Below are 24,525 nucleotides of genomic sequence, written 5' to 3' on the forward strand. Positions count from 1 at the left end.
ACACGAGCTGGCGATCCCGGCGTCATCCGCGGGTCCCCGGCCCATCCAGGAAGGAGGGGAGGAGGGAAGGGGACGCGCGCGTCAGGCTCCGGTGGCCTTACCGAACAGTGCGGCCAGCGTCTCGCCGACGATCTCGGTCCAGACCGGGATCGTCGCGTCGTCGAGGGCCATGGACGGTACGTCGGTGACGGAGCATCCGGGTTCGACGGGAATCCCGTTCATCCGATCGCGCATCCACATCATGGCGGCCGGGGCCGCGATCGGCTCGAGCGACAGGTGCTCGCTGGCGTGGTCGCGGGTATATTGCACCCGGGCATTCGGGTCCTGGCAGTACGTGTCGACCAGGTCGTTCACCGGCCCCACCGGAATCAGCCAGTCCGGGTTCGACTGATACATGAACATCGGCGTGCGGGGAGTGTGCTTGCCCATCGCCATGTCGTCGAGAACTTCGCGGACGACGGGGTCGTCCAGCGGATCTCCCGCCGTCGCGATCATCCCCTTCATGTTCGAGAACGGCAGGAGTGCGGACTGGTACGACACGCACAGCGGATCCTTGGCGGCCACCAGGAGCCGGGCCTCGGGGGTGAGGGTGCGGTCGAGGAACTCGGCCAGTTCGGTGCTCTCGCGGGAGACTCCGATGACACCGCCGAGGATCATTCCGGCACCCAGGTTGTTGTTCGCGAGGTTCACGAGTGCCCCGAGATCCGCGGGAATACCGCCCTCGGCCGCGCCGACGATATTCAGTTCGGGGGCATACGAGTCGTGCAGTTCGGCGGCGTGACCGGTCGCGATGGCTCCGCCCGAATAGCCCATCAGCCCGACCCGGGTGTCGGCGCCCGACAACTGCAACGGCTCGAAGTTCTCGGCGGCCCGGATGCCGTCGAGAACGATACGAGCGTGCAGCGGCCCCGCGGCATACGCCGAGTTCGGGCCCTGATAATCGGGTATCGCGACGGCCCACCCCTGATGCAGTGCTGCCGCTGCGTGCAACAGGAACTCGAGCGGCACGACGACCTGCCCGGTCAGTGGGCTCGGCGCCGAGAACTGCTGCAACGCATACGACGGGGCGCAGTAACGGGCCAGGGAATCCTCGGCGACCTGGACGGACAGCAGATGGCGTCCGGCGTCGGCGGTGCCGCCCCGCGGTTTCATCAGCGTGGTGACTGCCGCGATCGGCTCGCCCCGGGTGTTCGTCGACCGGAACGACACCTGCCAGGCATCGGCGTTGAGTGGGACGAGGGAGAAGTGTGCGAGGTTCACCTGCCGGGCGGCGAGGATCTGACCGGGCTGTGCGGCGGCGACCACGTCGGAGCGCGGGTCGTAGAACGCGCCGTCGAATTCGGGTGGGGTGGGCACGACCTGTGCCGGTGCGATCGGTACCGGATCCGGCTCGGCCGCTGCCGTGCCGCCGAGCATGATCTGGATTCCGAGTGCCGCCGCCGCAGCGGCCGCCCACATCCGCTTCCTCCTGGTCGTCCCCATCGTGACCTTCCCCGTCCATAGTTGAGACGTTGGTGTCTCAACTTTGAGGCGTGACAGTACGCAGGTGTGACGTGTACCGCAAGGAAGGCTCGGGTGGCGTGCCGGTCACGCCCCGGATCAGGTGAGGAGGGCGACCAGGATCGTCGACAGGATGTCCACCAGGTCCGCCACCGGTTGCCGGGGCTCGGTGAGGCTCCACTGGTGCACGAGCCCGTTGACCGCCCCGATGAATGCGGATCCGGCCAGCAGGTATCCACCGGGCGGAGTGCGGGCGCCCTCCAACGAACGCGCCACGGCCTCGAGAAGCTCGCCCCAGACGAGCCGCTGCCGGAGCCGGTGCCGTTCGATCTTCTCGTTGATCCCGACGATCTCGACGAAGGCGATCTTCGCGCGGCGAGGGTCGGCGCCGACTGCGGTCACGTACGCGGTCATCGTGGTGGCCGCGATCTCGTCGAGCGAGCCGGTGCGGCCGGTGGCGAGAGCGGATTCGATCGCCGCGCGGGCGTCTGCCTGGATCCGGTCGTAGATGGTGACGAGCAGGCTCTCCCGGTCCGAGAACTCCTCGTAGAACTGGCGACGCGACAATCCTGCCTCAGCACAGACGTCGGTCACCGTGCTCTGTGCGTATCCCTTGTCGGCGAACACGATCAGCCCGGCCTCGAGGAAGCGGGCGCGGCGATCCGCGCGACGCTCGGCGGCCGAGCGGCCACGGTAGGAACGACTCGACTCCGGCTGCACCCCTCAACCCTAGCGAGCGGTCGGTGCGGCGCTCTCAGGGTGATCCCCGAGCCGTCCCCCACGGCGAAGTTGGGTGCCTTCCTGGATGTGGCCGACACTGCCCGGGAGCAACGATCGAGACATGGACGAAACGGGTGGATCCAGGCGGCGGAGGTCGCCGTGGCGTCAGGTGGTCGCGGGCGTCTCGGTGGCTGCGCTGTTCGTCGTGACGGTCTCGGTCGCGGCGTTCGTCTACTTCTGGGTGACGGCGCCGGTGAACACTGCCGGTCAGGTGGAGTTCACTCGGGCACTGCAGATTCCGGAGCTGGCCGAGTCCACCGTCGAGGCCGACGGCACCCGGCGGTTCGCGCTCGAAATGCAGACCGGGACGGCGGATCTCGGGCGGGGTCCGGCCACGCAGACCTGGGGTGTGAACGGCGACTACCTGGGGCCGACGCTGCGGGCCGACCGCGGCGAGCCGGTGCGTGTCGACGTCACGAACGAGCTCGGAGAGGTCAGCACATTGCACTGGCACGGCATGCACGTGCCCGCGGCGATGGACGGTGGGCCGCACCAGATGGTGGAGCCGGGTGAGACGTGGTCACCGCACTGGACGGTCGATCAGCCGGCGGCCACGCTCTGGTATCACCCGCACCTGCACGGGTCGACCGCGGAGCACGTGTATCGGGGCATCGCCGGCATGTTCTACATCGATGATCCGAACGGTCCGGTGCTGCCGGACCGGTACGGGATCGACGACATTCCGGTCATCGTGCAGGACAAGAAGTTCGACGGAGACCAGCTCTCACTCGCCGACCAGATGCTCAGTAGCATCGGGATTCTCGGTGACGAGATCCTGGTCAACGGGACGCCCGGTCCCTATCTCGACGTGAGCACCGAGCGGGTACGACTGCGCGTGCTCAACGCCTCCAATGCGCGCGCGTACGATTTCGGATTCGACACCGGCCTCACGTTCACGCTGATCGCGAGCGACGGCGGGCTGCTGCCCGAGCCTGTCGAGCTGGACTCGTTGCAGCTGTCACCCGGCGAGCGCGCGGAGATCGTCGTGGAGGTGCCGCCGGGGACCTCCACCGTATTGCGCAGTACGCCACCGGATCTGGGAGCGGACTTCTGGAACTCCCGGTTCGGCGGCGGCGTCGACACGATGGACGTCCTCGAACTGCGCTCTGCCGCCGCACTCGAGAACAACCCCGAGATCCCGCGCCGGCTCACCGAACTCGACGATCTCGGGGAGCCGACGGTGACCCGGAGCTTCAAACTCTCCAGCAACGCGATCAACGGCCGGGCGATGGACATGACCAGGATCGATGCGGCCGTGGAGGTCGACACCACCGAACTGTGGGAGGTGCGCAACACCGACGGTCAGCCGCACAACTTCCACGTGCACGACGTGCAGTTCCGGGTGCTGGACACCGACGATCCGGCCCTGTCCGGGGCCAAGGACACCGTGTACGTCCGGCCGGGCGAGACCGTCCGTCTGCTCATGCGTTTCGAGGACTACACCGATCCCGCGGTGCCCTACATGTTCCACTGCCACGTTCTGCGGCACGAGGACCAGGGGATGATGGGGCAGTTCGTCGTGGTCGGCCCCGGTGAGCGCCCGGCCGTGATCGACCACGATGCCCATGCGGGGCACCGATGACCGGCGGTGCGGAACTTCGGTGCGGCTCAGAACTCCAGTCCGGCGGCCTCGCCGAGCGCCTGCGTGGTGTTCCCGCCGTCGAGGGATTCGCGGATGATGTCCGCGTGGCCCGAGTGGTGGGCCGTCTCCCGCAGGACGTGCAGCAGGATCCGGCGGACCGACCACGGCTGTGGCTCGGGATCCCAGGGCGCGGGCGGGAGCGCGATCAGAGCGTCGAGATCCTCGATCGTCGCGATCGTGTCCGCGGTGCGGCGGGCCACCTGCGCGTACTCCTCGAGCAGCCCGTCGAGAGTCTCCTCGTCCGTCATGTAGTACTGCGCCATCGCAGTGTCCATGTCGAACGGGACGACCTTCTCCGGTTCGAGAATTGTCGTGATCCAACTGCGTTCGGTCTCCGTGAGGTGCTTGACGAGGCCGCCGAGCGTGAGGTCGCTGACAGTGGACCGGGTCCGTGCGGCGGCGTCGTCGAGCCCCCGCACGGTGATGAGGAAGTTCGAACGCTGGTCGTCGAGCAGGGACGAGATGTCGGCGCGCTCGCCGGCGGAGGTGTTCGTCATGACGGTGGCTCCTCGTGTCGTTGCGTGGTTCTTCCGATGAGAAGGACGCTACGGGCAATTGAGGACGACAACGGTCCTCGATCTGCGAGGACTCCCACATTTTTTCGCGAAGAGGTTTGGCAGATCCCGCTGTCTGTACCGGTGGAGCGTTTGCACTGGTGGACCCCGGGTACGACCACTAGGAGGCCGGCGGCGGCCGAGAAGACGCCGCCGGTATCGGAAGGAAGCGCATCATCATGATTCGCACAATCACCGCGATCGGCGCGGCAACCATCCTCGTGCTCGGCGGAGCCGGCGTCGCGCAGGGCGGCGACATACTCCGCGAAGCGTGTACGTCGAGTCCCGACCCGTATTACGGCGGGACGACGAACGACACCGAGGACGACGACCCGTACTACGGCGGGACGACCAACGACACCGAGGACGACGACCCGGACTACTCGGGTACCAGCAATTCGTCGGTGAAGATCCTGGTCGACGATCCCTGCCCGTGATCTGATCGGCGCGGGGTCACGGGCCGGGGAGATCGGCGGGCACGTCGACGTCGTCGATCCGCCCGGTGTCGGTGCAGTCGACGTCGGCCACCGTCGGGTGCGCGGCGAGGAATCGCCGCGCGCCGGAATCTCCCTGCGCGCTCGCGGCGACATCGGCGAAATGCTTGCGTGCGAACAGGATCGGGTGGCCTCGTCGGCCGTCGTAGGTGGCGGCGACCACGGACGCTCCCTCGCGGTGGCGGGCGATGACCCGGCGCACCGCCTCGGGTCCGATCCAGGGCAGGTCCACCAGGGTCAGCACCGCGGCATCCGCACCCCGCTCGGCAGCGGCGTCCAGACCGGCTCGCAGGGACGACGCCATGCCGGTGTTCCAGAGCGGGTTGTGCACGAGGTGGAGGTTCGCCGAGGAATGGAGGCGGAGGCCCTGCGCAAGCGCGCCGGTGACGACCACGACGTCGTCGCAGCCGCCGCCCAGGAGCAGCGCGGCGGCACGTTCGGCGAGCGTGCGACCCTCGAACACGATCCCGGCCTTGGGGGCACCGAACCTGCGTCCGGCGCCCGCGGCCAGCACGATGCCGCACACTCGCTGTTCGACGTCCGGGGTGCGATCCACCGGTACAGCCTCACCCCGGCCGGTCGTCTGTGGCAATCCGGGAAGAAGTGGGGGCAATCCGGGAACAAGTGGCCATCCGGGAACAAACCGACGGCATGGCCCGTTGACCGTATCGACAACCTTGAGTGAACTCGGCTCAACCTTGAATTGACTCCCGCCGTGGGTGGGGTGCAAACTTGAGCCGAGGGCGCTCACCAAGCGCCAACAGCGCAGCTCCGGGCTGAATCCGGTCGGATTCGGTCCGGAGCTGCACAACGAAAGTGAGGAACTGGCTATGGCTCGTGCCGTCGGTATCGACCTCGGTACCACCAACTCGGTCGTGGCAGTGCTCGAGGGCGGCGAGCCCGTGGTGGTCGCCAACTCCGAGGGCTCGCGCACGACCCCGTCGATCGTCGCCTTCGCCAAGAACGGTGAAGTGCTGGTCGGTCAGCCCGCGAAGAACCAGGCGGTGACCAACGTCGATCGCACGATCCGTTCGGTCAAGCGCCACATCGGCACCGACTGGTCCACCTCGATCGACGACAAGAAGTACACCTCGCAGGAGATCAGCGCGCGCACGCTGATGAAGCTCAAGCGCGACGCGGAGTCCTACCTCGGCGAGGAGATCACCGATGCCGTGATCACCGTTCCCGCCTACTTCGAGGATGCCCAGCGCCAGGCCACCAAGGAAGCCGGCCAGATCGCCGGCCTCAACGTGCTGCGCATCGTCAACGAGCCCACTGCGGCCGCCCTCGCCTACGGGCTCGACAAGGGCGACCACGAGCAGACCATCCTGGTCTTCGACCTCGGTGGTGGCACCTTCGACGTGTCGCTGCTCGAGATCGGCGACGGCGTCGTCGAGGTCCGCGCCACCTCCGGTGACAACCACCTCGGTGGTGACGACTGGGATCAGCGCGTCGTGGACTGGCTCGTCGAGAAGTTCAAGAGCCAGAACGGCATCGACCTGACCAAGGACAAGATGGCTCTCCAGCGCCTGCGTGAGGCCGCGGAGAAGGCGAAGATCGAGCTGTCCAGCTCGCAGTCGACGTCCATCAACCTGCCGTACATCACCGTGGACGCGGACAAGAACCCGCTGTTCCTCGACGAGCAGCTCTCGCGGAGCGAGTTCCAGAAGATCACCTCCGATCTCCTCGACCGCACCCGGGCGCCGTTCCAGTCCGTCATCAAGGACGCGGGCATCGCCGTCAAGGACATCGACCATGTCGTCCTCGTCGGTGGCTCCACCCGTATGCCCGCCGTGTCCGACCTGGTCCGCGAGCTGACCGGTGGCCGCGAGCCCAACAAGGGCGTCAACCCGGACGAGGTCGTCGCCGTCGGCGCCGCCCTGCAGGCCGGCGTCCTCAAGGGCGAGGTCAAGGACGTGCTCCTCCTCGACGTCACCCCGCTGTCGCTGGGTATCGAGACCAAGGGCGGGGTGATGACCAAGCTCATCGAGCGCAACACCACCATCCCGACCAAGCGGTCCGAGACCTTCACCACGGCGGACGACAACCAGCCGTCGGTGCAGATCCAGGTGTTCCAGGGTGAGCGTGAGATCGCCTCGCACAACAAGCTGCTCGGTTCGTTCGAGCTCACCGACCTGCCGCCGGCTCCGCGTGGCGTCCCGCAGATCGAGGTCACCTTCGACATCGATGCCAACGGCATCGTGCACGTGACCGCGAAGGACAAGGGCACCGGCAAGGAGAACACGATCAAGATCCAGGACGGTTCCGGCCTGTCCAAGGAGGAGATCGACCGGATGGTCAAGGACGCCGAGGCGCATGCCGAGGAGGACAAGCAGCGCCGCGAGGAGGCCGAGGTTCGCAACCAGGCCGAGTCCCTCGTCCATCAGACGGAGAAGTTCGTCAAGGAGCAGCGCGAGGGCGAGAACGCGGGCAAGGTGTCCGAGGACGTTCTGGAGAAGGTCGAGGCCGCCGTCAAGGAGGCCAACGACGCGCTCGCCGGTAGCGACATCTCGGCCGTCAAGGCCGCGGTGGAGAAGCTGGCCACCGAATCCCAGGCGCTCGGCCAGGCGATCTACGAGTCCGGCCAGGCCGAGGGGGCTCCCGAGGGCGCCGCCGCCGGTGATGCCGGTGGCGCCGACGACGTCGTCGACGCCGAGGTCGTGGACGAGCCGACCGATACGGAGAAGAAGTGACCTCGGATCGCTCCGAGAACGAGCCGGTGACTTTCGTGGACAAGCGGAAGATCGACCCCGACACCGGTGAGGTCCGGGAGGCGGCTGGGGAACCTCAGTCGCTCCCGGATTCTCGACTCGCGGACTCGGAGGACACAGGGGCTGTGCACGAGGCCGAGGTCATCACCGAGGAGGCGCTCGACGACGGCGAGGCGGCCGCGGCCGACCAGGAGATCGTCGCGGACGAGGCGTCCGCTCAGGTGGCCGAGCTCACCGAGACGGTGCAGCGGCTGCAGGCGGATTTCACGAACTTCCGTCGCCGCGTCGAACGTGACAAGCAGGCCGATGCCGAGCGCGCGAAGGCGTCCGTGGCGTCCGCGTTGCTTCCCGTCCTCGACGATCTCGATCGTGCCCGCGCGCACGGCGACCTCGAGGAGGGCCCGCTCAAGGCCATCGCGGACAAACTCGGGACCACCCTCACCGGGCTGGGGCTGAGCGAGTTCGGTGCCGAGGGCGAGGCTTTCGACCCGGAGTTGCACGAGGCCGTCCAGCACGAGGGCGAGGGCAACGACCCCGTCCTGGGTGTGGTCATGCGCAAGGGATACAAGTTCGGTGACCGGGTGTTGCGGCACGCCATGGTGGGCGTGACGGATCGGCCGGACACCGGTGGCGAGTCCGCCACCGAGGAAACGAAGTAAGAGCGAGAGGAGGAGACGCCCAGTGAGCCAACGGGAGTGGATCGAGAAGGACTTCTACAAGGAGCTGGGCGTCTCGTCCGACGCGTCCGCGGACGACATCAAGAGGGCGTACCGCAAGCTGGCCCGGGACCTGCATCCCGATGCCAATCCGGGGGACACCGCCGCCGAGGAGCGATTCAAGTCGGTCAGCGAGGCCCACGCGGTCCTGTCCGATCCGGCCAAGCGCAAGGAATACGACGAGGCCAGACGCCTGTTCGCGAGCGGTGGGTTCGGGCCCGGCGTCGGCGGCGGCTACGGCGGTGGCACCGGCGGATTCCAGGGGGGATTCGACCTCGGTGACCTGTTCGGCGGTACCCAGGGCGGCGCCGACGGCGGGATCGGTGACCTCTTCGGGGGTCTGTTCAACCGCGGTACCGGTGGTACCCGCACGGCGACCCGTCCGCGCCGCGGTAGCGATGTCGAGACGGACACCACGCTGGACTTCCGGGAGGCGACGCTCGGGGTGACCGTGCCCCTGCGGCTCACCAGCCCGGCAGCCTGCACCAACTGTCACGGCAGCGGCGCCAAGCCGGGGACCAGCCCCCGGGTGTGCTCCCGCTGCAACGGAGCCGGGGTCGTCAATCGCAATCAGGGGGCGTTCGGTTTCAGCGAGCCCTGCGACCAGTGCCGAGGCACCGGCTCCATCATCGACGAGCCGTGCGAGGTGTGCCACGGCAACGGCGTCACCAATCGCACGCGCACCATCACCGTGCGGGTGCCCCCGGGCGTCAGCGACGGCCAGAAGATCCGGCTCGCAGGCCAGGGTGAGGCGGGTCTGCGCGGTGCGCCGTCGGGCGACCTGTACGTGACCGTCCGGGTCCGCCCGGACAAGGTGTTCGGCCGCACCGGGGACGATCTCACCGTGGTCGTCCCGGTCGGCTACGGCGAACTGGTGCTCGGCACCACCGTGTCGGTACCCACGCTCGAGGGCCGCGTCGGGGTGAAGATCCCGGCGGGCACCGCCGACGGCCGGGTACTGCGGGTGCGTGGGCGCGGCGTGCCCAAGCGCGGCGGTGGCGCCGGGGATCTGCTCGTCACGGTCAAGGTGGCCGTCCCGCAGAAGTTGGACGACCCGGCGACCGAGGCACTGAAGACGTATCTCGATGCCGAGAAGGCCAGCGGATTCGATCCGAGGGCCGGGTGGGCGGGTGCGTGATGGAGAAGGATTTCCGCGACGTCGACCCTGACGCCCAGATCTTCGTGATCTCGGTGGCGGCCGAACTCGCCGGGATGCACGCCCAGACCCTGCGCAACTACGACCGGCTGGGGCTGGTCACGCCGCATCGGACGACGGGCGGCGGCCGGCGGTATTCGCCGCGGGACGTTGCGCTGTTGCGCGAGGTGCAGCGGCTCTCGCAGGACGAGGGCGTCAACCTCGCCGGCATCAAACGGATCATCGAGCTGACCAATCAGGTCGAGGAACTGCAGCGCCGGGTGGACGAGATGGCAGCGGAGATCGTGGAGATCCACCGCGCGTACCAGCGTCTGCCCGCGACGATCAGCCGCAGCAACGCCCTCGTCGTGTGGAAGCCGCGCAACCAGCGCTGATCACGCGCGTCGGCCCCCACCGAGCACTCGCGAGCGCCCCCGAACGACCCCGAGCGCGTCGGGGGACGGGTGGGACCGTTGTGAAGGGTCCCGTGAGTTATTATTCGTAGATGCAAATCAGGAAGTTCGGGTCACCGAAACTTTGGGTGACGGTCCTCGGGGCGGCGCTCGTGGCGAGCCTGACGTCCTGTTCTGCCCTCGCCGACGCCGACGACGATCGTCCGGTGGTGCTCACCACGTTCACCGTGCTCGCGGACATCGCGAGCAACGTCGCCGGTGACGATCTGCGCGTCGAATCGATCACCAAGCCCGGTGCCGAGATCCACGGCTACGAGCCCACCCCCGGCGACATCCGGCGCGCCTCGCAGGCCGACCTGATTCTCGACAACGGTATGAACCTGGAAGCCTGGTTCTCCCGGTTCGTCGCGGACCTGGACGTTCCGCACGTCGTCGTCAGCGACGGGGTGGAGCCCATCGACATCGCGGAAGACGCCTACCGTGGCATGCCCAATCCCCATGCCTGGATGTCACCGCTGAACGTCGAGATCTACGTCGCCAACATGGCCCGGGCGTTCGCGGAACTCGATCCCGACAACGCCGACACCTACGCCGAGCGGGGCCGCGCCTATTCGGCGGAGTTGCAGACCGTTCAGAACGAACTGGTGTCGTCGCTCGCCGTGCTCCCCGCCAACGAGCGGGCGCTGGTCACCTGCGAAGGTGCCTTCTCGTACCTGGCTCGCGACGCGGGACTGACCGAGAAGTACATCTGGGCGGTCAACGCCGAGCAGCAGGCGACACCCCAACAGGTCGCCGGGGTCATCGATTTCGTCCGCGCCAACGAGGTGCCCGCGGTCTTCTGCGAGTCGACGGTGTCGGACGCCCCGATGCAGCAGGTGGTGTCGGCGACGGGTGCGCGATTCGGTGGCGTGCTCTACGTGGACTCGCTGTCCGAGGCCGACGGTCCGGTCCCTACCTACCTGGACCTCATCCGGCACGACAGCCGCACCGTCATCGACGCGCTCACGGGAGGCCGGCAGTGACCACTCGGGACATCGGGGCCGACCGCGTCGCGGTCGGGGGCGCCGCGGCCGACCGCCACACCGGCGACGCCGTCGCGGTCGAGGACGTCACCGTGCACTACGGCGACGTCCTCGCCCTCGACCGGGTGTCGGTGCGGGTTCCGGAGGGCCGGATCGTCGGTCTCGTCGGAATGAACGGGTCCGGGAAGTCCACGCTGTTCAAGACGATCATGGGCATGGTGACGCCGGACCACGGAACGGTGCGGGTGCTGGGCGGTTCGTCCGCCGCGGCGCGCCGGTCCGGAACCATCGGGTACGTACCGCAGCACGAGGACGTCGACTGGAACTTCCCGGTGTCGGTGCGCGACGTCGCGATGACGGGCCGCTACGGGCACATGGGTTTCACTCGCCGGCCTCGCCGTGCCGACCGGGAAGCCGTGGATCGCGCCTTGGAGCGGGTCGAACTCACCGAATACGCGGAACGTCAGATCGGCCGGCTCTCGGGTGGCCAGAAGAAGCGGGCCTTCGTGGCGCGGGCCATCGCCCAGCAGGCGCGGATCCTGCTCCTCGACGAGCCGTTCGCCGGCGTGGACAAGCGGTCCGAGGCCACCATCGTGGCCCTGTTGCGCTCTCTCACGGCAGAAGGGGTGAGCGTCCTGGTCTCCACGCACGACCTGCATGCGCTGCCCGCGCTGGCCGACGAGGCGATCCTGTTGAACCGCAGCGTGATCCTGCACGACACCCCGGACGTGGTGCTGCGCCCGGAGAACCTCGCGCTCGCGTTCGGACTGGACGTGATGGACCGGAAGGGCGCGTGACCGAGTTGCCGGGAACACTGCTCGAATCCCTCCTCGAGCCGCTGCAGTACGGATTCATGGTGCGCGCGTTGCTCGTCGCCGTCGTCACCGCGGTGGTGTGTGCGGTGCTCAGCTGTTGGCTGGTGCTGATCGGCTGGTCGCTGATGGGCGACGCCGTCTCGCACGCCGTGCTCCCCGGTGTCGTGCTGGCCTACATCTTCGGAGCCCCGTTCGCGATCGGCGCGATGATCTTCGGATTCCTCGCGGTCGCGCTCATCGGTGCCGTGCGGGACACGAGCAGGATCAAGGAGGACGCCGCCATCGGCATAGTCTTCACGACCCTGTTCGCACTCGGCCTCGTCCTCATCTCGGTGACACCGAGCCAGACCGATCTCAACCACATCATCTTCGGCAACGTGCTCGGGGTCGGTACCTCGGATCTGATCCAGGTCGTGGTTCTGTCCGCGGTGATCCTGCTGGTGCTCGTGCTCAAACGTCGGGACTTCACGTTGTACGCGTTCGACGCCACGCACGCCCACGCGATCGGGTTGCGGCCCCGGGTGCTCGGCGCACTGCTGCTGGGTCTGCTCGCGGCCACCGCGGTGGTGGCACTGCAGACGGTGGGTGTCGTGCTGGTCGTCGCGATGCTCATCATCCCGGGCGCGACGGCCTATCTGCTCACCGACCGGTTCGGGCGAATGCTGCTGCTCGCGCCGGCGATCTCGGCGATCTGCGCGGTGCTCGGCATCTACCTGAGCTACTTCTTCGACACCGCCCCCGGCGCGACCATCGTGCTCGCCCAGGGCATCGCCTTCGCTCTCGCCTACCTGTTCGCGCCACAGCAGGGTGTGTTCGGCAAGGCCGTCGCGTCCTCCCGGCGCAGGGCAGCGCGCCGGCGGGCGGTCCATCCACCGGGAGAACCCGTTTCCTGAGGTGAGGTCGGCGACCTAGCGTCGCCGTCATGGAGCGAAACGCACACGAAGAGCAGGTCGACGCCGTTGTCGTGGGGGCCGGGATCGCCGGCCTGTACGCGATCCACCGGCTGCGCCGGGACGGGCTGACCGTGCGCGGAATCGAGGCCGGGTCCGGCGTGGGTGGGACGTGGTACTTCAACCGGTATCCGGGCGCGCGCTGCGACGTCGAGAGCGTCGACTATTCGTACTCGTTCTCCGAAGAACTGCAACAGGACTGGGACTGGTCCGAGAAGTACGCGACGCAGCCGGAAATTCTGCGGTACATCGAGCACGTGGCGGAGCGATTCGACCTGGCCCGCGAGTACCTGTTCGACACCCGGGTGGTGTCCGCCGACTTCGACGCGGGCACCGACACCTGGACGGTCCGTACGGACCGCGGGGACGTCGTGCGGGCGCGGTTCTGTGTGTTCGCGACCGGTAGCCTGTCGGCCGCGAACACTCCGGACATCGCCGGCCGCGACGAGTTCGCGGGGGAGACCTTCCACACGGCGCACTGGCCGCACGAGGGGGTGGACTTCACCGGCAAACGGGTCGGCGTGATCGGCACGGGATCGTCCGGTATCCAGTCGATTCCACTGATCGCGCAACAGGCCGAGCAGCTGTACGTGTTCCAGCGGACCGCGAACTACAGTGTCCCGGCGGGGAACCAGCCGCTCGACGAGCAGACGAGGCGGCAGCAGAAGGCGAACTACGCGGAGCGGCGCCGACTGTCCAGGCTCAGTGGCGGCGGTTCGCCGTTCTCTCCGCGGCCCGTGGGTGCGCTCGAGGTGTCCGAGGAGGAGCGCCGCGCCGCATACGAGGAGCGGTGGCGGCTCGGCGGTGTGCTGTTCGCGAAGACGTTTCCGGACCAGACCAGTGATCTCGCCGCGAACGAGACGGCGCGGCAGTTCGCGGAGGAGAAGATCCGTGAGCTCGTCGACGACCCGGAGGTCGCCGAGCTGTTGATCCCCAAGGACCACCCGATCGGGACGAAGCGGATCGTCACCGATTCCGACTACTTCCAGACCTACAACCGCGACAACGTCACCCTCGTCGACCTGCGGTCCACCCCGATCGAGCGGATCGATCCCACGGGGATCGCGACCTCCGCCCGGCACTACGACCTCGACGCCATCGTCTTCGCGACCGGATTCGACGCGCTGACCGGTTCGCTGGACCGGATCGACATCCGTGGCCGGGACGGCCGGTTGCTGCGCGAGTCCTGGTCTGCCGGACCGCGAACCTACCTCGGTCTCGGTGTGGACGGGTTCCCGAACCTCTTCCTGGTGACCGGGGCCGGCAGTCCGAGCGTGCTGGCGAACATGATCCTCGGTGCGGAGCAGCACGTCGACTGGATCGCGGACTGCATCCGTCACCTGGACGAGCACGGCTATGCCACGATCGAGCCCACCGTGGAAGCGGTGGAGGACTGGCTCGCCGAGTGTGCGGAGCGGGCGAGCAAGACGCTCTTCCCCACCGCGAACTCGTGGTACATGGGCGCCAATATCCCGGGGAAGCCGCGCGTGTTCATGCTCTATCTCGGCGGATTCGGCAACTACGGGCGGATCTGTACCGACGTCGCGGAAGCGGGATACAAGGGGTTCACCCTCACCGCACGGTGAGCGACCGCGGCACCTCCCGGTCACCGGGACATCCGGTCGACGTGACCTGTATCACCTACCTAGCGTCGGGATTTCGCCCGCTCATTCAGGAGATTCGATGTTGACGACACGTACGCGTTCTCTCGCTGCCGCCGTGGCGGTTTCGGCCCTCGCCCTCTCGGCCTGCGGGGGCAGCGACAGCTCCGGTTCGGACGGAGACGGCCCGTTCCGGGTGCTCGTCACCGGAGGGCTGAGTGCGCAGGGCGCCCTCGCCGCCAACGCCCAGACGTCGGTGCTCGCCGCACAGGCAGGCGCCCAGGTGCAGAACGAGGTGGGCGGAATCGGCGGGCGGCAGATCGAGCTGACCGTCGTCGACGACGGCGGTGACGCGACCAAGGCGGTGACGGAACTGCGCAACGCGATCTCGTCGGGCAACGCGCCGGATCTGTTCCTCAACTCGGGACCCTCGTCGGTCGGTGCCGCGGTGCTGCCCATCCTGAACCAGAACGACATCCTGTCGTTCAACATCGCCCCGACGCAGGACTCCACCGATCCGTCGAAGTTTCCCCTGAACTTCGATCTCGCTCCCGGTGCGGGAGACAACGCCGACGGCATCGTCGAACACATGCGGGAGCAGGGGTACTCGACCGTCGGCGTGATCCACGGAAGTACGGCCTACGGTGAGGAGTTCGGCCGTGAGATGGAGCGTGCCGTCGACGATGCGGGACTGCGACTGGCGCGCAACGAGGAGTACGACGTCGCGTCCCTGGACATGACGCCGCAATTGCAGTCGTTGAAGAATGCCGGTGCCGAGGCTCTCGCGGTCGATGCCTACGGCGCCCCGCTCGGCTACCTGCTGCAGTCGCTGCAGCGCCTCGACTGGGACGTGCCCCTGATCGGCAACACGTCGGTGGCGGGTACCGCCCTGGTCGCCCACGCACCGCCGAACGGGGTACTGGGAACGCCCGAGGTGGCGAACCTCGTCGTGCAGGTCTTCGCGAGCACCGTGTACGACCCCGAGGACGAGGCGGTGAACACCATGGTCGAGACGATGGCCTCGCTGGGAACGATCACCTCACCGCTGATCCTGGCCGACAACTACGACGCGTTCCCCCTGGTGGCCGCCGCCGCGGAGGCAGCGGGTACCACGACGGATGCCGAGAAGCTGGCGCAGGCCCTGGAGACTCCCGAGGTGCTCGAGGCCGCGAAGACGGCCTTCCTGCCCCGCTACCATTTCAGTGCGGATTCGCACGGTCCGGCCCCGGACGCGGACGCCCTGCGGTTCATCGCGCCCACCGCCCTCGTCGACGGTCAGTTCGGGAACCCGGCCGCGTCATGACGATCGTCTGGACCGGGCTCGCGCTCGGTGCGGTCTACGCGCTCGTCGCGATCGGCTACAACATCGTCTTCGTCTCCTCGCACACCTTCAACTTCGCGCAGGCCCAGCTGATGATGGTCGGCACGTTCGTCGCCTACACCGGGCTGGTGACGCTGCGACTTCCCGCCGTGGTGGTGTTCGTGATGGCCGTCCTGGCGGTGACGGCGCTCGCGGCGATCGAGGAGATCGTCGCGGTGCGGCCGGTCGCGGATCACCAGAGCCAGCTGGTCACCACACTGGGGGTGGCGACACTGCTCAACGGCGCCACCCAGTTGATCTGGGGTACCGAACCTCTCAGCGTTCCCTTCTTCGGATCGCAGGACCCGATCACGGTGCTCGGCGGCCGGACCTACCCGGTGGAGATCGCGCTGCTGGCGCTCGCCGTCGGCCTGGTGATCGCGTTGGGGTACTTCACTCGCAACACGATGACCGGGCTCGCCCTGATGGGCATCTCGGAGGACCGCGAGGCCGCGATGCTCCGCGGAGTGAACGTGCGGCGGCTGGCGCTCGGGGCTTTCGCGGCGTCGGGCGCACTGGCGGGCGCGGCCGGACTGTTCGTGGGTCCCAAGACGTTCGCGGTCGCGACGCTCGGTGCGGCACTGGCCATCAAGGGCTTCGTGGCCCTGGCGATCGGCGGCTTCGGATCACTACCGGGCGCGCTCGTCGGCGGGCTCACCGTCGGGCTCGTCGAGTCGTTCACGGCGCTCGAGTTCGGTGCCCAGTACAGCAACATCGCCGTCTTCGTGGTTCTCATCGTGATTCTGATGGTCAAACCGGCCGGGCTCTTCGGTGCGGTTCGAGAACGGGTGGTGTGACGATGCAGGTATGGCGCGCGCTCCGTGCGGTGCCCGGCTGGATCTTCCCGCTGGCGGCGGGTCTGGTCGTGCTGATCCTCCCGGTTCTCGGGGCCGACATGGCGACGACCCGCCAGATCCAGCTGGCGTGCATCCTCGCGCTCGTGGTGAGCGGGCTCAATCTCAGCCTCGGCTACGCGGGTGAACTCGCGCTCGGCCAGGCCGCGATGTACGCGGCCGGCGCCTACACCGCGGGTCTGCTGTCCCAGGCCGGGCACACGGACATCCTGGTCCAGCTCGCCGCGGCAGGAGCGGTCGCGCTGCTCGTCGGAATCGTCACCGGCATACCGGGACTGAGGCTGGGGAGCTGGTCGCTCGCGATGACCTCGTTCTTCCTGGTCCTGCTGGTTCCGGACGTGCTCGCAGTGTTCGGCGGCAACACGGGCGGACGCAACGGGCTCACCGGCATGGCGCCTCCCACGCTGTTCGGTGTCGAACTCGAGACCGACGGCTTCTACTACCTCGTCGTGGTGGTCGTGATCGGCTGGTTCGCGGTGATGCGGAACCTGGTCACCTCGCGCCACGGCATCGCGTTCCGCACGCTCAAACAATCGCCCGTACTGGCCTCGTCCCAGGGCGTCTCGGTGTTCCGGATGAAGCTGTCCGGATACGCGATCGGCGCGTTCCCGGCGGGATTGGCGGGTGCCCTGTTCGCCAACACGGACCTGTTCATCTCGCCGGAGGCCTTCGGGTTCACGTTCGCGACAGCGGTACTCGCTGCCTGCATCCTCGGCGGCGCGGCAAGCGTCTACGGCGCACTGATCGGTGCCGCGGTGATGCAGTTCGGCCCCAACCAGTCCACCGCTTTCCAGGAGTACGCGCTGTTGGTGTACGGCGGGTTCCTCATCGCCGGAGGTGTACTGCTCGGGGGCGGACTGACGCGCCTGTTCCGCGCCGGAGGGCGACGTCTGGACCGCGCCGCCGGGCTCGGGTCCGCTCCACCGGCACGGACGGATACCGGCGAAGTCGACGTCCCTCGGGTCGACGGTGCGCCGCTGGTGGTCGAGGGAGTCCGCAAGGCGTTCGGCGGCAATCAGGCGCTCGACGGCGTCGACCTGCGCGCCGAGCCGGGTTCGGTGACCGCGCTGATCGGACCGAACGGGTCCGGAAAGACGACGCTGCTGAACATGATCAGCGGCTTCTACCGCTGCGACGCCGGCCGAGTGGTGCTCGGCGACACGGAACTTCAGAAGATGACGTCCGGGCGGGTCGCGAGGGCGGGCGTGACGCGCACGTTCCAGACCCCGAACATCCCGGAGCACGTGACGGTGCTGGAAGCGGTTGCCGCCGGCCGGTACTCGATGGACCGGGCGTCGATGGCCTCCGCGGTGCTGCGTCTTCCGCGGTTCCGCAAGGTCGCGCATGCCGACGTCGTGGAAGCGGAACGGGCACTCGAGCTGGTGGGGATGGCGCACCTGCGCAACGAGATCGCCACCTCGCTCCCGTTGGGGATGCGACGCATGCTCGAGGTGGCCCGCTCGGTGGTCGCTGCTCCCCGGATGCTGCTGTTCGACGAGGTGGCCTCCGGCCTCGACGAGGACGAGATCGAGCGGCTCGGTGACGTGATCCGGAGGCTGCGGAGCGCGGGCGCGACCGTGGTGCTCGTGGAACACAACTTCCGTCTCGTCCTCGATCTCGCCGACGAGATCGTGGTGCTGGCCCAGGGGAAAGTGATCGCGTCCGGTCCGCCCGAGCAGGTGCAGCGGCATCCGCGGGTGCTCCGTGAGTACCTCGGGGTCGAGGCAGGCGACGAGGATGCGCTACTGGACGAGGTGAACGGATGAACGCCGTGCTCGAGGTGCGGAACCTGCAGTCCGGATACGGGGACCTGCGGGTGGTGTGGGATGTGTCCTTCGACGTGCACCCGGGGCGGGTGACCGCGCTGCTGGGTCGCAACGGTGCCGGGAAGACCAGCACCTTGCGCGCGGTCGCCGGCCTCAACCGGGTGATGCAGGGTTCGGTGCGCTTCGGCGGGGAGGATCTGGCCGGTGTCCCGCCGCACCAACGGGTACGGCGGGGGATCGCCTATGTCCAGGAGGGCAAACGCGTCTTCCAGCGGCAGACCGTCGAGCAGAACCTCCTGCTCGGTGGGTACGTCCGGAAGGGTGGGCGCTCCGCGCTCCGGGCGGCCCTCGATCCCGTGTATGCGATGTTCCCCATACTCGCCGACAAGCGCGCGATGCCCGCGGGGTCACTCTCCGGTGGGCAGCAACAGATGCTGGCCATCGGATCCGCGCTGATGGCCGAGCCGTCGCTGCTCCTTCTCGACGAGCCGTCCGGCGGACTGGCGCCGGTCGTCGTGGCCGAGGTGATGGAGCGCGTGCAACTCCTCAAGGAATCCGGCCTCGCGGTGCTCCTCGTCGAGCAGGCGGTCGAGGCGGCGATGAGCGTGGCCGACCACGTCACCGTGCTCGACATCGGGAAGGTCGTCATGGACTCGCCGGCCGACGAGATCGACGACCTCGCCGTTCTGCGAGACGCGTACTTCGGCCGGGTCGACTGAGGCCGTCCTCGATCCCGGGACCGGACGACCTCCCACTCGCCGGGAGAGCGCCCGTGCGGGCGGTGCATTCCCCGATAGTCTCCACCGATACCGACCGTCACACGAAAGGCTCTGTCGTGCAACGAATGAAGGACGCTCGTGTGCTGGTGACCGGCGCCGCCGGAGGCATGGGGCGCAGCCACTGCGTGACCCTGGCCGCGGCAGGAGCGGACATCGTCGCACTCGACCTCGGCGGCGCGCAGGCCGATCTGGACGAAACCGTCGATCTGGTCCGGGCGTCCGGCCGGACCTGCATCGCGGCCACCGCGGACATCCGGGACATGTCGGCGCTGCGTGCCGCCGTCGAACCGGGAGCCCGAACCCTCGGCGGCCTCGACGTCGTCGTCGCGAACGCGGGTGTGTACGACACCCCCGGCCCGTCGTGGACCATCGATCCGGGCACCTGGAAGCGGTCGCTGGACGTCAACCTCACCGGGGCGTGGAACACCGTTCGTGCCGGAGTCGAACACTTCTCGCACGGCGGGTCCGTGGTGCTCGTCAGCTCCACCGCGGGTCTGAAGGGGATCGCCTCGGCATCGCACTACTCTGCGGCCAAGCATGCGGTGGTCGGGCTGGCGCGCACGCTGGCCAACGAGCTCGGTCCCCGGTCGATCCGGGTCAACACCGTGCATCCGGGTTCGGTGCGCACACCGATGATCATCAACGACCGCGTCTTCGCCAACCTGTGCCCGGACGTGGAGCATCCCACCGAGGCCGATGCGGCGGCGGTGCTGGCGGCGCGCAACCTGCTGCCCGTCCCCTGGGTGGATCCGGTGGACGTGAGCAACGCCGTGCTCTTCCTCGCGTGCGACGACTCCCGATACATGACCGGTGGACAACTCGTCGTCGACGCCGGCCTGACCCAGAAGGTATGAGATGAGTGGACGACTGGACGGAAAGATCGCGCTGGTCACGGGAGCGGCGCGAGGTATCGGGCGGGCGCAGGCCGTGCGATTCGCGCAGGAAGGTGCCGACATCGTCGCCGTGGACGTGTGCGGACCGATCGACACCGTCGTCACCCCGCCCTCCGGACGTGCGGATCTGGACGAGACCGTGTCCGCGATCCGGGCTGCGGGGCGGCGGGTGGAGCCGCACGTGGTGGACGTCCGCGACCTGGAGGCCCTGCGGACCGCGGTGACACGGAGCGCGCACTCGCTCGGCGGGCTGGACATCGTCTGCGCGACGGCGGGAATCAGTTCCTCGGGCCCGGCGCTGGACCTGGACGAGACCACCTGGCAGACGATGCTCGACGTGAACCTCACCGGCGTCTGGCACACCTGCACGGCGACGGCCCCACACCTGATCGATCGTGGTGGGGGATCGATGATTCTCACCAGCTCGATCGCCGGACTGCGCGGGCTGGTCGGGGTCGCGCACTACACGGCGGCCAAGCACGGAGTGGTGGGACTCATGCGCGCGCTGGCGAAGGAACTCGCGCCGCACCGGGTCCGGGTCAACACCGTCCATCCCACGAACGTGAACACGACGGTGATCCAGAACGATTCGGTGCGGCGGGTGTTCCGCCCGGACCGTGAGAATCCCACGATCGAGGAGTTCGCCGAGGCAGCCACCTCGATGAACATGCTCCAGGTCCCCTGGATCGAGCCCGAGGACGTGGCGAATGCCAGCCTCTTCCTCGCCTCCGACGAGGCCAGGTACATCACCTCGGTGGCCCTACCGGTGGATGCGGGCAGTACCCAGCGCTGAATCGCCGAACGGCCGGAACCTCCGTCGAGGATCGTCCGCCGCCGATACCATCGCGGGGTGACGGTTCGACGAGTCCTGTCCGTGGCCACCCTCCTGGTCGCGAGTGCCGCCGTGACCGTTCTTCCCGGAGTGACGGCTACGGCCGAGCCCGCGGCAGAGCACGGCACGGTCACGGCGTACGAGCCCCGCCCACCGGGCTGGGCGGGCTCGGATCGAGCCTGGTACGTCGAGTACACGACGGAATCACCCACCGGCGGAACCACTGTCGCCTCGGGCGCCGTGCTCGTTCCCGAGGGGGCGCCGCCGCCCGGCGGCTGGCCCGTGATCGCCTGGGGACACGGAACCAGCGGGCTCGCGCCGCAGTGCGGATTCACCGCCACGGACGGCCGGTACGACGCGGACATCGTCGCCCGCTTCCAGGACCAGGGCTATGCCGTGGTGGCGCCGGACTACCTCGGGCTCGGGCCGACGGCCGAGACGCCGCACCCCTACCTCCATTCGCGCACCGAGGCGACCGCCACCGTCGACCTGGTCCGCGCAGCGGTGTCGGCGAACCCCGATCTGTCCGACACCTGGGCCGTCGTCGGCGTGTCCCAGGGCGGGCACGCGGCGCTCAACGCCGGGCACCTCGCCGGATCGCGCGCGCCGGAACTCGACTTCCGGGGAACCGCGGCGCTCGCGCCCGCGACCAACATCGACAAGGCCTTCGCCCTGGTCGGCCCGTACGTGCCCGAGATCCCCGGGCTGGACGGCGCCACCGCCTACTTCGCAGCCGCCCTGGCCGGCCTGCGGGTCGCCGCACCGGATCTCGACCTGGCCGCGTATCTCACCCCCACGGGCGCGGAACTGGTGGACGGTCTGGAGACCCTGTGCGTGCAGGACTGGGGCGACCGCGTCGGCGGAGCATCTCTCGGGTCCCTCATGACCAGGCCGGCCTTCGACGGCGAACTCGCATCCCGGCTCCAGCAGTACATGGCGGTACCGACCGCCGGCTACGACCGGCCGGTCCTCGTCACCCACGGATACGCCGACACCACCGTTCCCGTCGTCACCACGCTGGCACTGCTCGGCGAGTTCCAGGTGGCCGGTACGCAGTACGAATTCCATACGTACGACGTGGAGCACGGCGGGATCGTGGACGCGTCCTGGCCGCAGTTGCTGCCGTACCTCGCCGGGATTCTCGCCCCGGCGTAAGGGGGCCGGTCAGTATCCGACGGTGAACCGCTCCCGATAGTGCGTCGGGCTGGCGATCTCGTCGACGAAGGCCGTGGCGAAATCCGCCCCGGCGATCGAGGAGTTGCCGTCCGGCTCGGTGAGGAGGACGTCGCCGCCGAGCCGGTACGTGCCGCGTGCGGGCACGTCCTGATCGCGCCCGAACACGGCGGACGGACTGACCGCGAACCAGTTGACGTTCTCCAGCGTGCGTTCGAGTTCGTCCAGGACCGCCCAGGTGCCGAGCGCCTCGGGCCGATACTCGTCGGGGAAGTCGGGAGTGTCGATCAGTCGCGGCCCGTCCGCACTCACCTGCAGCGACGCCGCGCCGCTGACGACACCGAGGCGCCTGCGGTACTCGACGACGGCGTCGGTGAGGGCCGGGACCGCGTCGACGGCCTTGCGCCCTCGGATCTCCCGGCCCGGTACGGCGAGGACCACCACGTCCGCGTCCCGGGCCAGTGCCTCCACGAACAGGGCGTCGAACAGGTCGCCGGGGCGGAGCGTGAGGTGTTCGCCGGGAGTGAGGCCGTCGGTGTCGCGCGCGACGGCGATGACGTCGTAGCCGCGAGCGAGTGCTTCGGCGGTGATGTGTCCGCCGGCGAATCCGGTGGCCCCGATGACGGCGATGGTGGTCATTCCCCGATGCTAGACCGGATCGACGAGGACACACCGGGCTCCGGTGTAAATCGTCGGCATGCACTTGTTGCAGTGGATACACAGCGACCGGGTGTCGGGTTCCTTCGCGATGCGGTTGACGAGATCGGGTTCGCGCAGCAGGGCACGGGCCATCGCGACGAACTCGAAACCCTCCGCCATCGCGGTGTCCATTCCGGCGCGATCGGTGACGCCACCGAGCAGCACCAGCGGCATCGAGACGGCGGCCCGGATCTGCCGCGCGTCCTCGAGCATGAACAGGTCGCGATACGGGTACGCATGCAGGAACTTGCTGCCCACCAGCTTGATTCCCGTCTTGAGCGGCTGCGGCATGACCCCGGCGAACTCGTGGATGGGGGCGTCGCCCTTGAACAGGTACATCGGATTGAGCAGTGAGCTGCCGATGGTGAGTTCGATCGCGTCGAGGGAGCCGTCCTCCTCGAGCCACTTCGCCACCTGGATCGCCTCGTCCAGCCAGAACCCGCCGGGCACCCCGTCGTCCATGCTCAGTTTGGCGAGGACGGCGATCCGATCGCCGACGGTGTCGCGGACGGTGCGCGCCACCTCGCGGACCACCCGGGCCCGATTCGCCAGCGAGCCACCGTAGTCGTCCTTGCGATGGTTGAGTTTGGGGCTCAGGAACGAGCTGGCGAAATAGTTGTGTCCGAAGTGGATTTCGACGGCGTCGAACCCCGATTCGATCGCCAGCTCGGCGGCCGTGCCGTGCGCGCGCCGGATCCGCTCGATGTCGTCGACCGTGGCGGCGTGGATCGGCCGCATGCTGAGCGGGCTGAACGACCGTGACGGTGCCAGCGCCCGGTGGCCGGTGAGCCGCTGGTTGCCCACCGGGCCGGCGTGGCCGAGCTGCGCGGACGCGGCGGCACCCTCGGCGTGCACCGCATCGGTGAGTCGGCGCAGCCCGGGAACGGCCTCGGGCCGCATCCAGATCTGGCCGTCCTCGGTGCGGCCCTCCGGGGCAACGGCGCAGTAGGCGACCGTCGTCATCCCCACGCCACCGGCCGAAGGCGCCCGGTGGTACTCGATGAGGTCGTCGCTGACCAGCGCTCCCGGAGTGCGACCTTCGAAGGTGGCGGCCTTGATGATGCGGTTGCGCAGGGTGATCGGTCCGAGTCGGGCGGGCGCGAGGACGTCGGGCTGGGCGGTCACGAGAACTCCTAGTCGAGTCGGCCGGGTGTCGGGTAGCTGCGCAACGACAGGGCCAACGCGCCCTCGTATGCCTGCTCGTCGATCGACTGCCGCAGCGACGGGCAGGTCGGTATCTCCCTGCTGGATTCACCCAGTGCGGCACGCCGGGAGAACTCGGGGCAGGCGGATTCGGCATCGGAGAGCCACTGCACGCTGGTGTGCTCGTTGCTGTACTTCTCCACCAGGACGCGGTTTCCGCAGTTGCGGCAGGAGATGGGTTGCACGGTGCCTCCGAGGTGACAGCGATCGGCGGTGACACCGATCGGGTGGGGTGGTCAGGCCTGGCGCATGTCGGCCGCGGACCAGAACGCGCGCATCGAGGTGATCCGCCCTTCGTCGTCGAACGTCATGACGTCGATCGGTTCGATCACGTGTGCGTTGCCGTCGATCTCGGTGCGCACCCGGAAGTGGAACGCAGCCTCGTTCCCGGCGACGCGCAGTGCCAGCAGCTCCGTCGATCGCCGGAGGTTCTCCAGGGCGGCGTAGAAGGCCGTGACGGCCTCCGTGCCACGGTGCGGGGCGCTGCCGACCGGATCCTCGACCGTCGCGTCGGGCGCGTAGAGGCCGGCGATCTGTGCGGCCGTGCCGGTCGCGACGGCGTCGAGGTAGCGGCGGACGGTGTCGGTGATCACGTCGGTGGTCTGCGGTGCGGTCATGGGTGCACGCTAGCCC

The 24,525-nt window shown here is 68.6% G+C and carries 25 protein-coding genes; 17 read left to right on the forward strand and 8 right to left on the reverse strand.

Annotated elements, in window-relative coordinates; translation table 11 throughout:
• Positions 1-81 precede the first annotated feature (81 nt).
• Together G4H71_RS13620 and G4H71_RS13625 are read right to left on the reverse strand one after the other, a co-directional pair.
• Positions 82-1,482 carry a lipase family protein gene (locus G4H71_RS13620; RefSeq protein WP_072739468.1) on the reverse strand — a complete coding sequence of 467 codons (1,401 nt, stop codon included), beginning with the start codon at positions 1,480-1,482 and terminating at the stop codon, positions 82-84.
• Positions 1,483-1,599: 117 nt separating this feature from the next.
• The gene (locus tag G4H71_RS13625) at positions 1,600-2,220 is read right to left on the reverse strand and encodes a TetR/AcrR family transcriptional regulator (RefSeq protein WP_072739466.1); all 621 of its coding nucleotides are present in this window, start codon (positions 2,218-2,220) and stop codon (positions 1,600-1,602) included.
• Between the two features lie 121 nt (positions 2,221-2,341).
• On the opposite strand from G4H71_RS13625, the gene G4H71_RS13630 reads away from it, so the two are divergent.
• Complete coding sequence (locus G4H71_RS13630; protein WP_072739464.1) at positions 2,342-3,862, forward strand: multicopper oxidase family protein; 1,521 nt, start codon at positions 2,342-2,344, stop codon at positions 3,860-3,862.
• A 26-nt stretch (positions 3,863-3,888) separates the two neighbouring features.
• Here the strand turns inward: G4H71_RS13630 and G4H71_RS13635 are convergent, their stop codons facing one another.
• A complete protein-coding gene (locus G4H71_RS13635; RefSeq protein WP_072739463.1) occupies positions 3,889-4,419 on the reverse strand; it encodes a DinB family protein in 531 nt (176 codons plus the stop codon).
• A 236-nt stretch (positions 4,420-4,655) separates the two neighbouring features.
• Here G4H71_RS13635 and G4H71_RS13640 point away from each other — a divergent pair, with 236 nt between their 5' ends.
• The gene (locus G4H71_RS13640; protein WP_072739461.1) at positions 4,656-4,913 is read left to right on the forward strand and encodes a hypothetical protein; all 258 of its coding nucleotides are present in this window, start codon (positions 4,656-4,658) and stop codon (positions 4,911-4,913) included.
• 16 nt (positions 4,914-4,929) lie between these two features.
• Here G4H71_RS13640 and G4H71_RS13645 read toward each other — a convergent pair whose 3' ends face one another.
• Complete coding sequence (locus G4H71_RS13645; RefSeq protein WP_072739460.1) at positions 4,930-5,526, reverse strand: nucleotidyltransferase family protein; 597 nt, start codon at positions 5,524-5,526, stop codon at positions 4,930-4,932.
• A gap of 274 nt (positions 5,527-5,800) precedes the next feature.
• On the opposite strand from G4H71_RS13645, the gene dnaK reads away from it, so the two are divergent.
• From dnaK to G4H71_RS13720, 15 genes are all read left to right on the forward strand, one after another.
• Complete coding sequence (gene dnaK / locus G4H71_RS13650; protein ID WP_072739458.1) at positions 5,801-7,663, forward strand: molecular chaperone DnaK; 1,863 nt, start codon at positions 5,801-5,803, stop codon at positions 7,661-7,663.
• Positions 7,660-8,340: a nucleotide exchange factor GrpE gene (gene grpE, locus G4H71_RS13655; protein ID WP_072739457.1), complete on the forward strand. Its 681-nt coding sequence runs from the start codon at positions 7,660-7,662 to the stop codon at positions 8,338-8,340. The genes dnaK and grpE overlap by 4 nt, the downstream gene beginning before the upstream one ends.
• 22 nt (positions 8,341-8,362) lie before the next feature.
• Positions 8,363-9,535 carry a molecular chaperone DnaJ gene (gene dnaJ / locus G4H71_RS13660; RefSeq protein WP_072739455.1) on the forward strand — a complete coding sequence of 391 codons (1,173 nt, stop codon included), beginning with the start codon at positions 8,363-8,365 and terminating at the stop codon, positions 9,533-9,535.
• A complete protein-coding gene (locus tag G4H71_RS13665; RefSeq protein ID WP_072739532.1) occupies positions 9,535-9,927 on the forward strand; it encodes a heat shock protein transcriptional repressor HspR in 393 nt (130 codons plus the stop codon). Before dnaJ ends, G4H71_RS13665 begins: the two co-directional genes overlap by 1 nt.
• A gap of 110 nt (positions 9,928-10,037) precedes the next feature.
• Positions 10,038-10,967, forward strand: coding sequence for a metal ABC transporter substrate-binding protein (locus tag G4H71_RS13670; protein WP_072739453.1), 930 nt, complete (start codon positions 10,038-10,040; stop codon positions 10,965-10,967).
• Positions 10,968-10,978: 11 nt separating this feature from the next.
• Positions 10,979-11,764: a metal ABC transporter ATP-binding protein gene (locus G4H71_RS13675; RefSeq protein WP_072739530.1), complete on the forward strand. Its 786-nt coding sequence runs from the start codon at positions 10,979-10,981 to the stop codon at positions 11,762-11,764.
• 56 nt (positions 11,765-11,820) lie between these two features.
• Positions 11,821-12,675, forward strand: coding sequence for a metal ABC transporter permease (locus tag G4H71_RS13680; RefSeq protein WP_072739528.1), 855 nt, complete (start codon positions 11,821-11,823; stop codon positions 12,673-12,675).
• 29 nt (positions 12,676-12,704) lie between these two features.
• Positions 12,705-14,318, forward strand: coding sequence for a flavin-containing monooxygenase (locus G4H71_RS13685; protein ID WP_072739452.1), 1,614 nt, complete (start codon positions 12,705-12,707; stop codon positions 14,316-14,318).
• A 100-nt stretch (positions 14,319-14,418) separates the two neighbouring features.
• Entirely contained in the window at positions 14,419-15,636 is a 1,218-nt protein-coding gene (locus G4H71_RS13690; RefSeq protein ID WP_371842812.1) for an ABC transporter substrate-binding protein, read from the forward strand.
• Entirely contained in the window at positions 15,633-16,490 is an 858-nt protein-coding gene (locus G4H71_RS13695) for a branched-chain amino acid ABC transporter permease (RefSeq protein WP_072739449.1), read from the forward strand. Before G4H71_RS13690 ends, G4H71_RS13695 begins: the two co-directional genes overlap by 4 nt.
• 2 nt (positions 16,491-16,492) lie before the next feature.
• The gene (locus G4H71_RS13700; protein WP_072739447.1) at positions 16,493-18,313 is read left to right on the forward strand and encodes a branched-chain amino acid ABC transporter ATP-binding protein/permease; all 1,821 of its coding nucleotides are present in this window, start codon (positions 16,493-16,495) and stop codon (positions 18,311-18,313) included.
• Complete coding sequence (locus G4H71_RS13705; RefSeq protein ID WP_072739445.1) at positions 18,310-19,032, forward strand: ABC transporter ATP-binding protein; 723 nt, start codon at positions 18,310-18,312, stop codon at positions 19,030-19,032. The genes G4H71_RS13700 and G4H71_RS13705 overlap by 4 nt, the downstream gene beginning before the upstream one ends.
• 116 nt (positions 19,033-19,148) lie before the next feature.
• Entirely contained in the window at positions 19,149-19,946 is a 798-nt protein-coding gene (locus G4H71_RS13710) for a mycofactocin-coupled SDR family oxidoreductase (protein ID WP_072739443.1), read from the forward strand.
• Position 19,947: 1 nt separating this feature from the next.
• A complete protein-coding gene (locus tag G4H71_RS13715; RefSeq protein WP_072739441.1) occupies positions 19,948-20,778 on the forward strand; it encodes a mycofactocin-coupled SDR family oxidoreductase in 831 nt (276 codons plus the stop codon).
• Between the two features lie 57 nt (positions 20,779-20,835).
• Positions 20,836-21,972 carry a lipase family protein gene (locus G4H71_RS13720; RefSeq protein ID WP_169847182.1) on the forward strand — a complete coding sequence of 379 codons (1,137 nt, stop codon included), beginning with the start codon at positions 20,836-20,838 and terminating at the stop codon, positions 21,970-21,972.
• Between the two features lie 9 nt (positions 21,973-21,981).
• Here G4H71_RS13720 and G4H71_RS13725 read toward each other — a convergent pair whose 3' ends face one another.
• Genes G4H71_RS13725 through G4H71_RS13740 form a run of 4 tightly spaced genes read right to left on the reverse strand, consistent with a single transcriptional unit; the run spans position 21,982 to position 24,509 of the window.
• The gene (locus G4H71_RS13725) at positions 21,982-22,629 is read right to left on the reverse strand and encodes an NAD(P)-dependent oxidoreductase (RefSeq protein WP_072739438.1); all 648 of its coding nucleotides are present in this window, start codon (positions 22,627-22,629) and stop codon (positions 21,982-21,984) included.
• Positions 22,630-22,638: 9 nt separating this feature from the next.
• Positions 22,639-23,814 carry an oxidoreductase gene (locus G4H71_RS13730; RefSeq protein WP_072739436.1) on the reverse strand — a complete coding sequence of 392 codons (1,176 nt, stop codon included), beginning with the start codon at positions 23,812-23,814 and terminating at the stop codon, positions 22,639-22,641.
• An 8-nt stretch (positions 23,815-23,822) separates the two neighbouring features.
• Positions 23,823-24,077, reverse strand: a complete 255-nt coding sequence (locus G4H71_RS13735; RefSeq protein WP_072739434.1) for a hypothetical protein — start codon at positions 24,075-24,077, stop codon at positions 23,823-23,825.
• A 51-nt stretch (positions 24,078-24,128) separates the two neighbouring features.
• Positions 24,129-24,509, reverse strand: coding sequence for a nuclear transport factor 2 family protein (locus G4H71_RS13740; protein WP_072739433.1), 381 nt, complete (start codon positions 24,507-24,509; stop codon positions 24,129-24,131).
• Positions 24,510-24,525: the final 16 nt, after the last annotated feature.

The sequence above is a fragment of the Rhodococcus triatomae genome (assembly GCF_014217785.1).
GTDB classification, from domain to species: domain Bacteria; phylum Actinomycetota; class Actinomycetes; order Mycobacteriales; family Mycobacteriaceae; genus Rhodococcus_F; species Rhodococcus_F triatomae.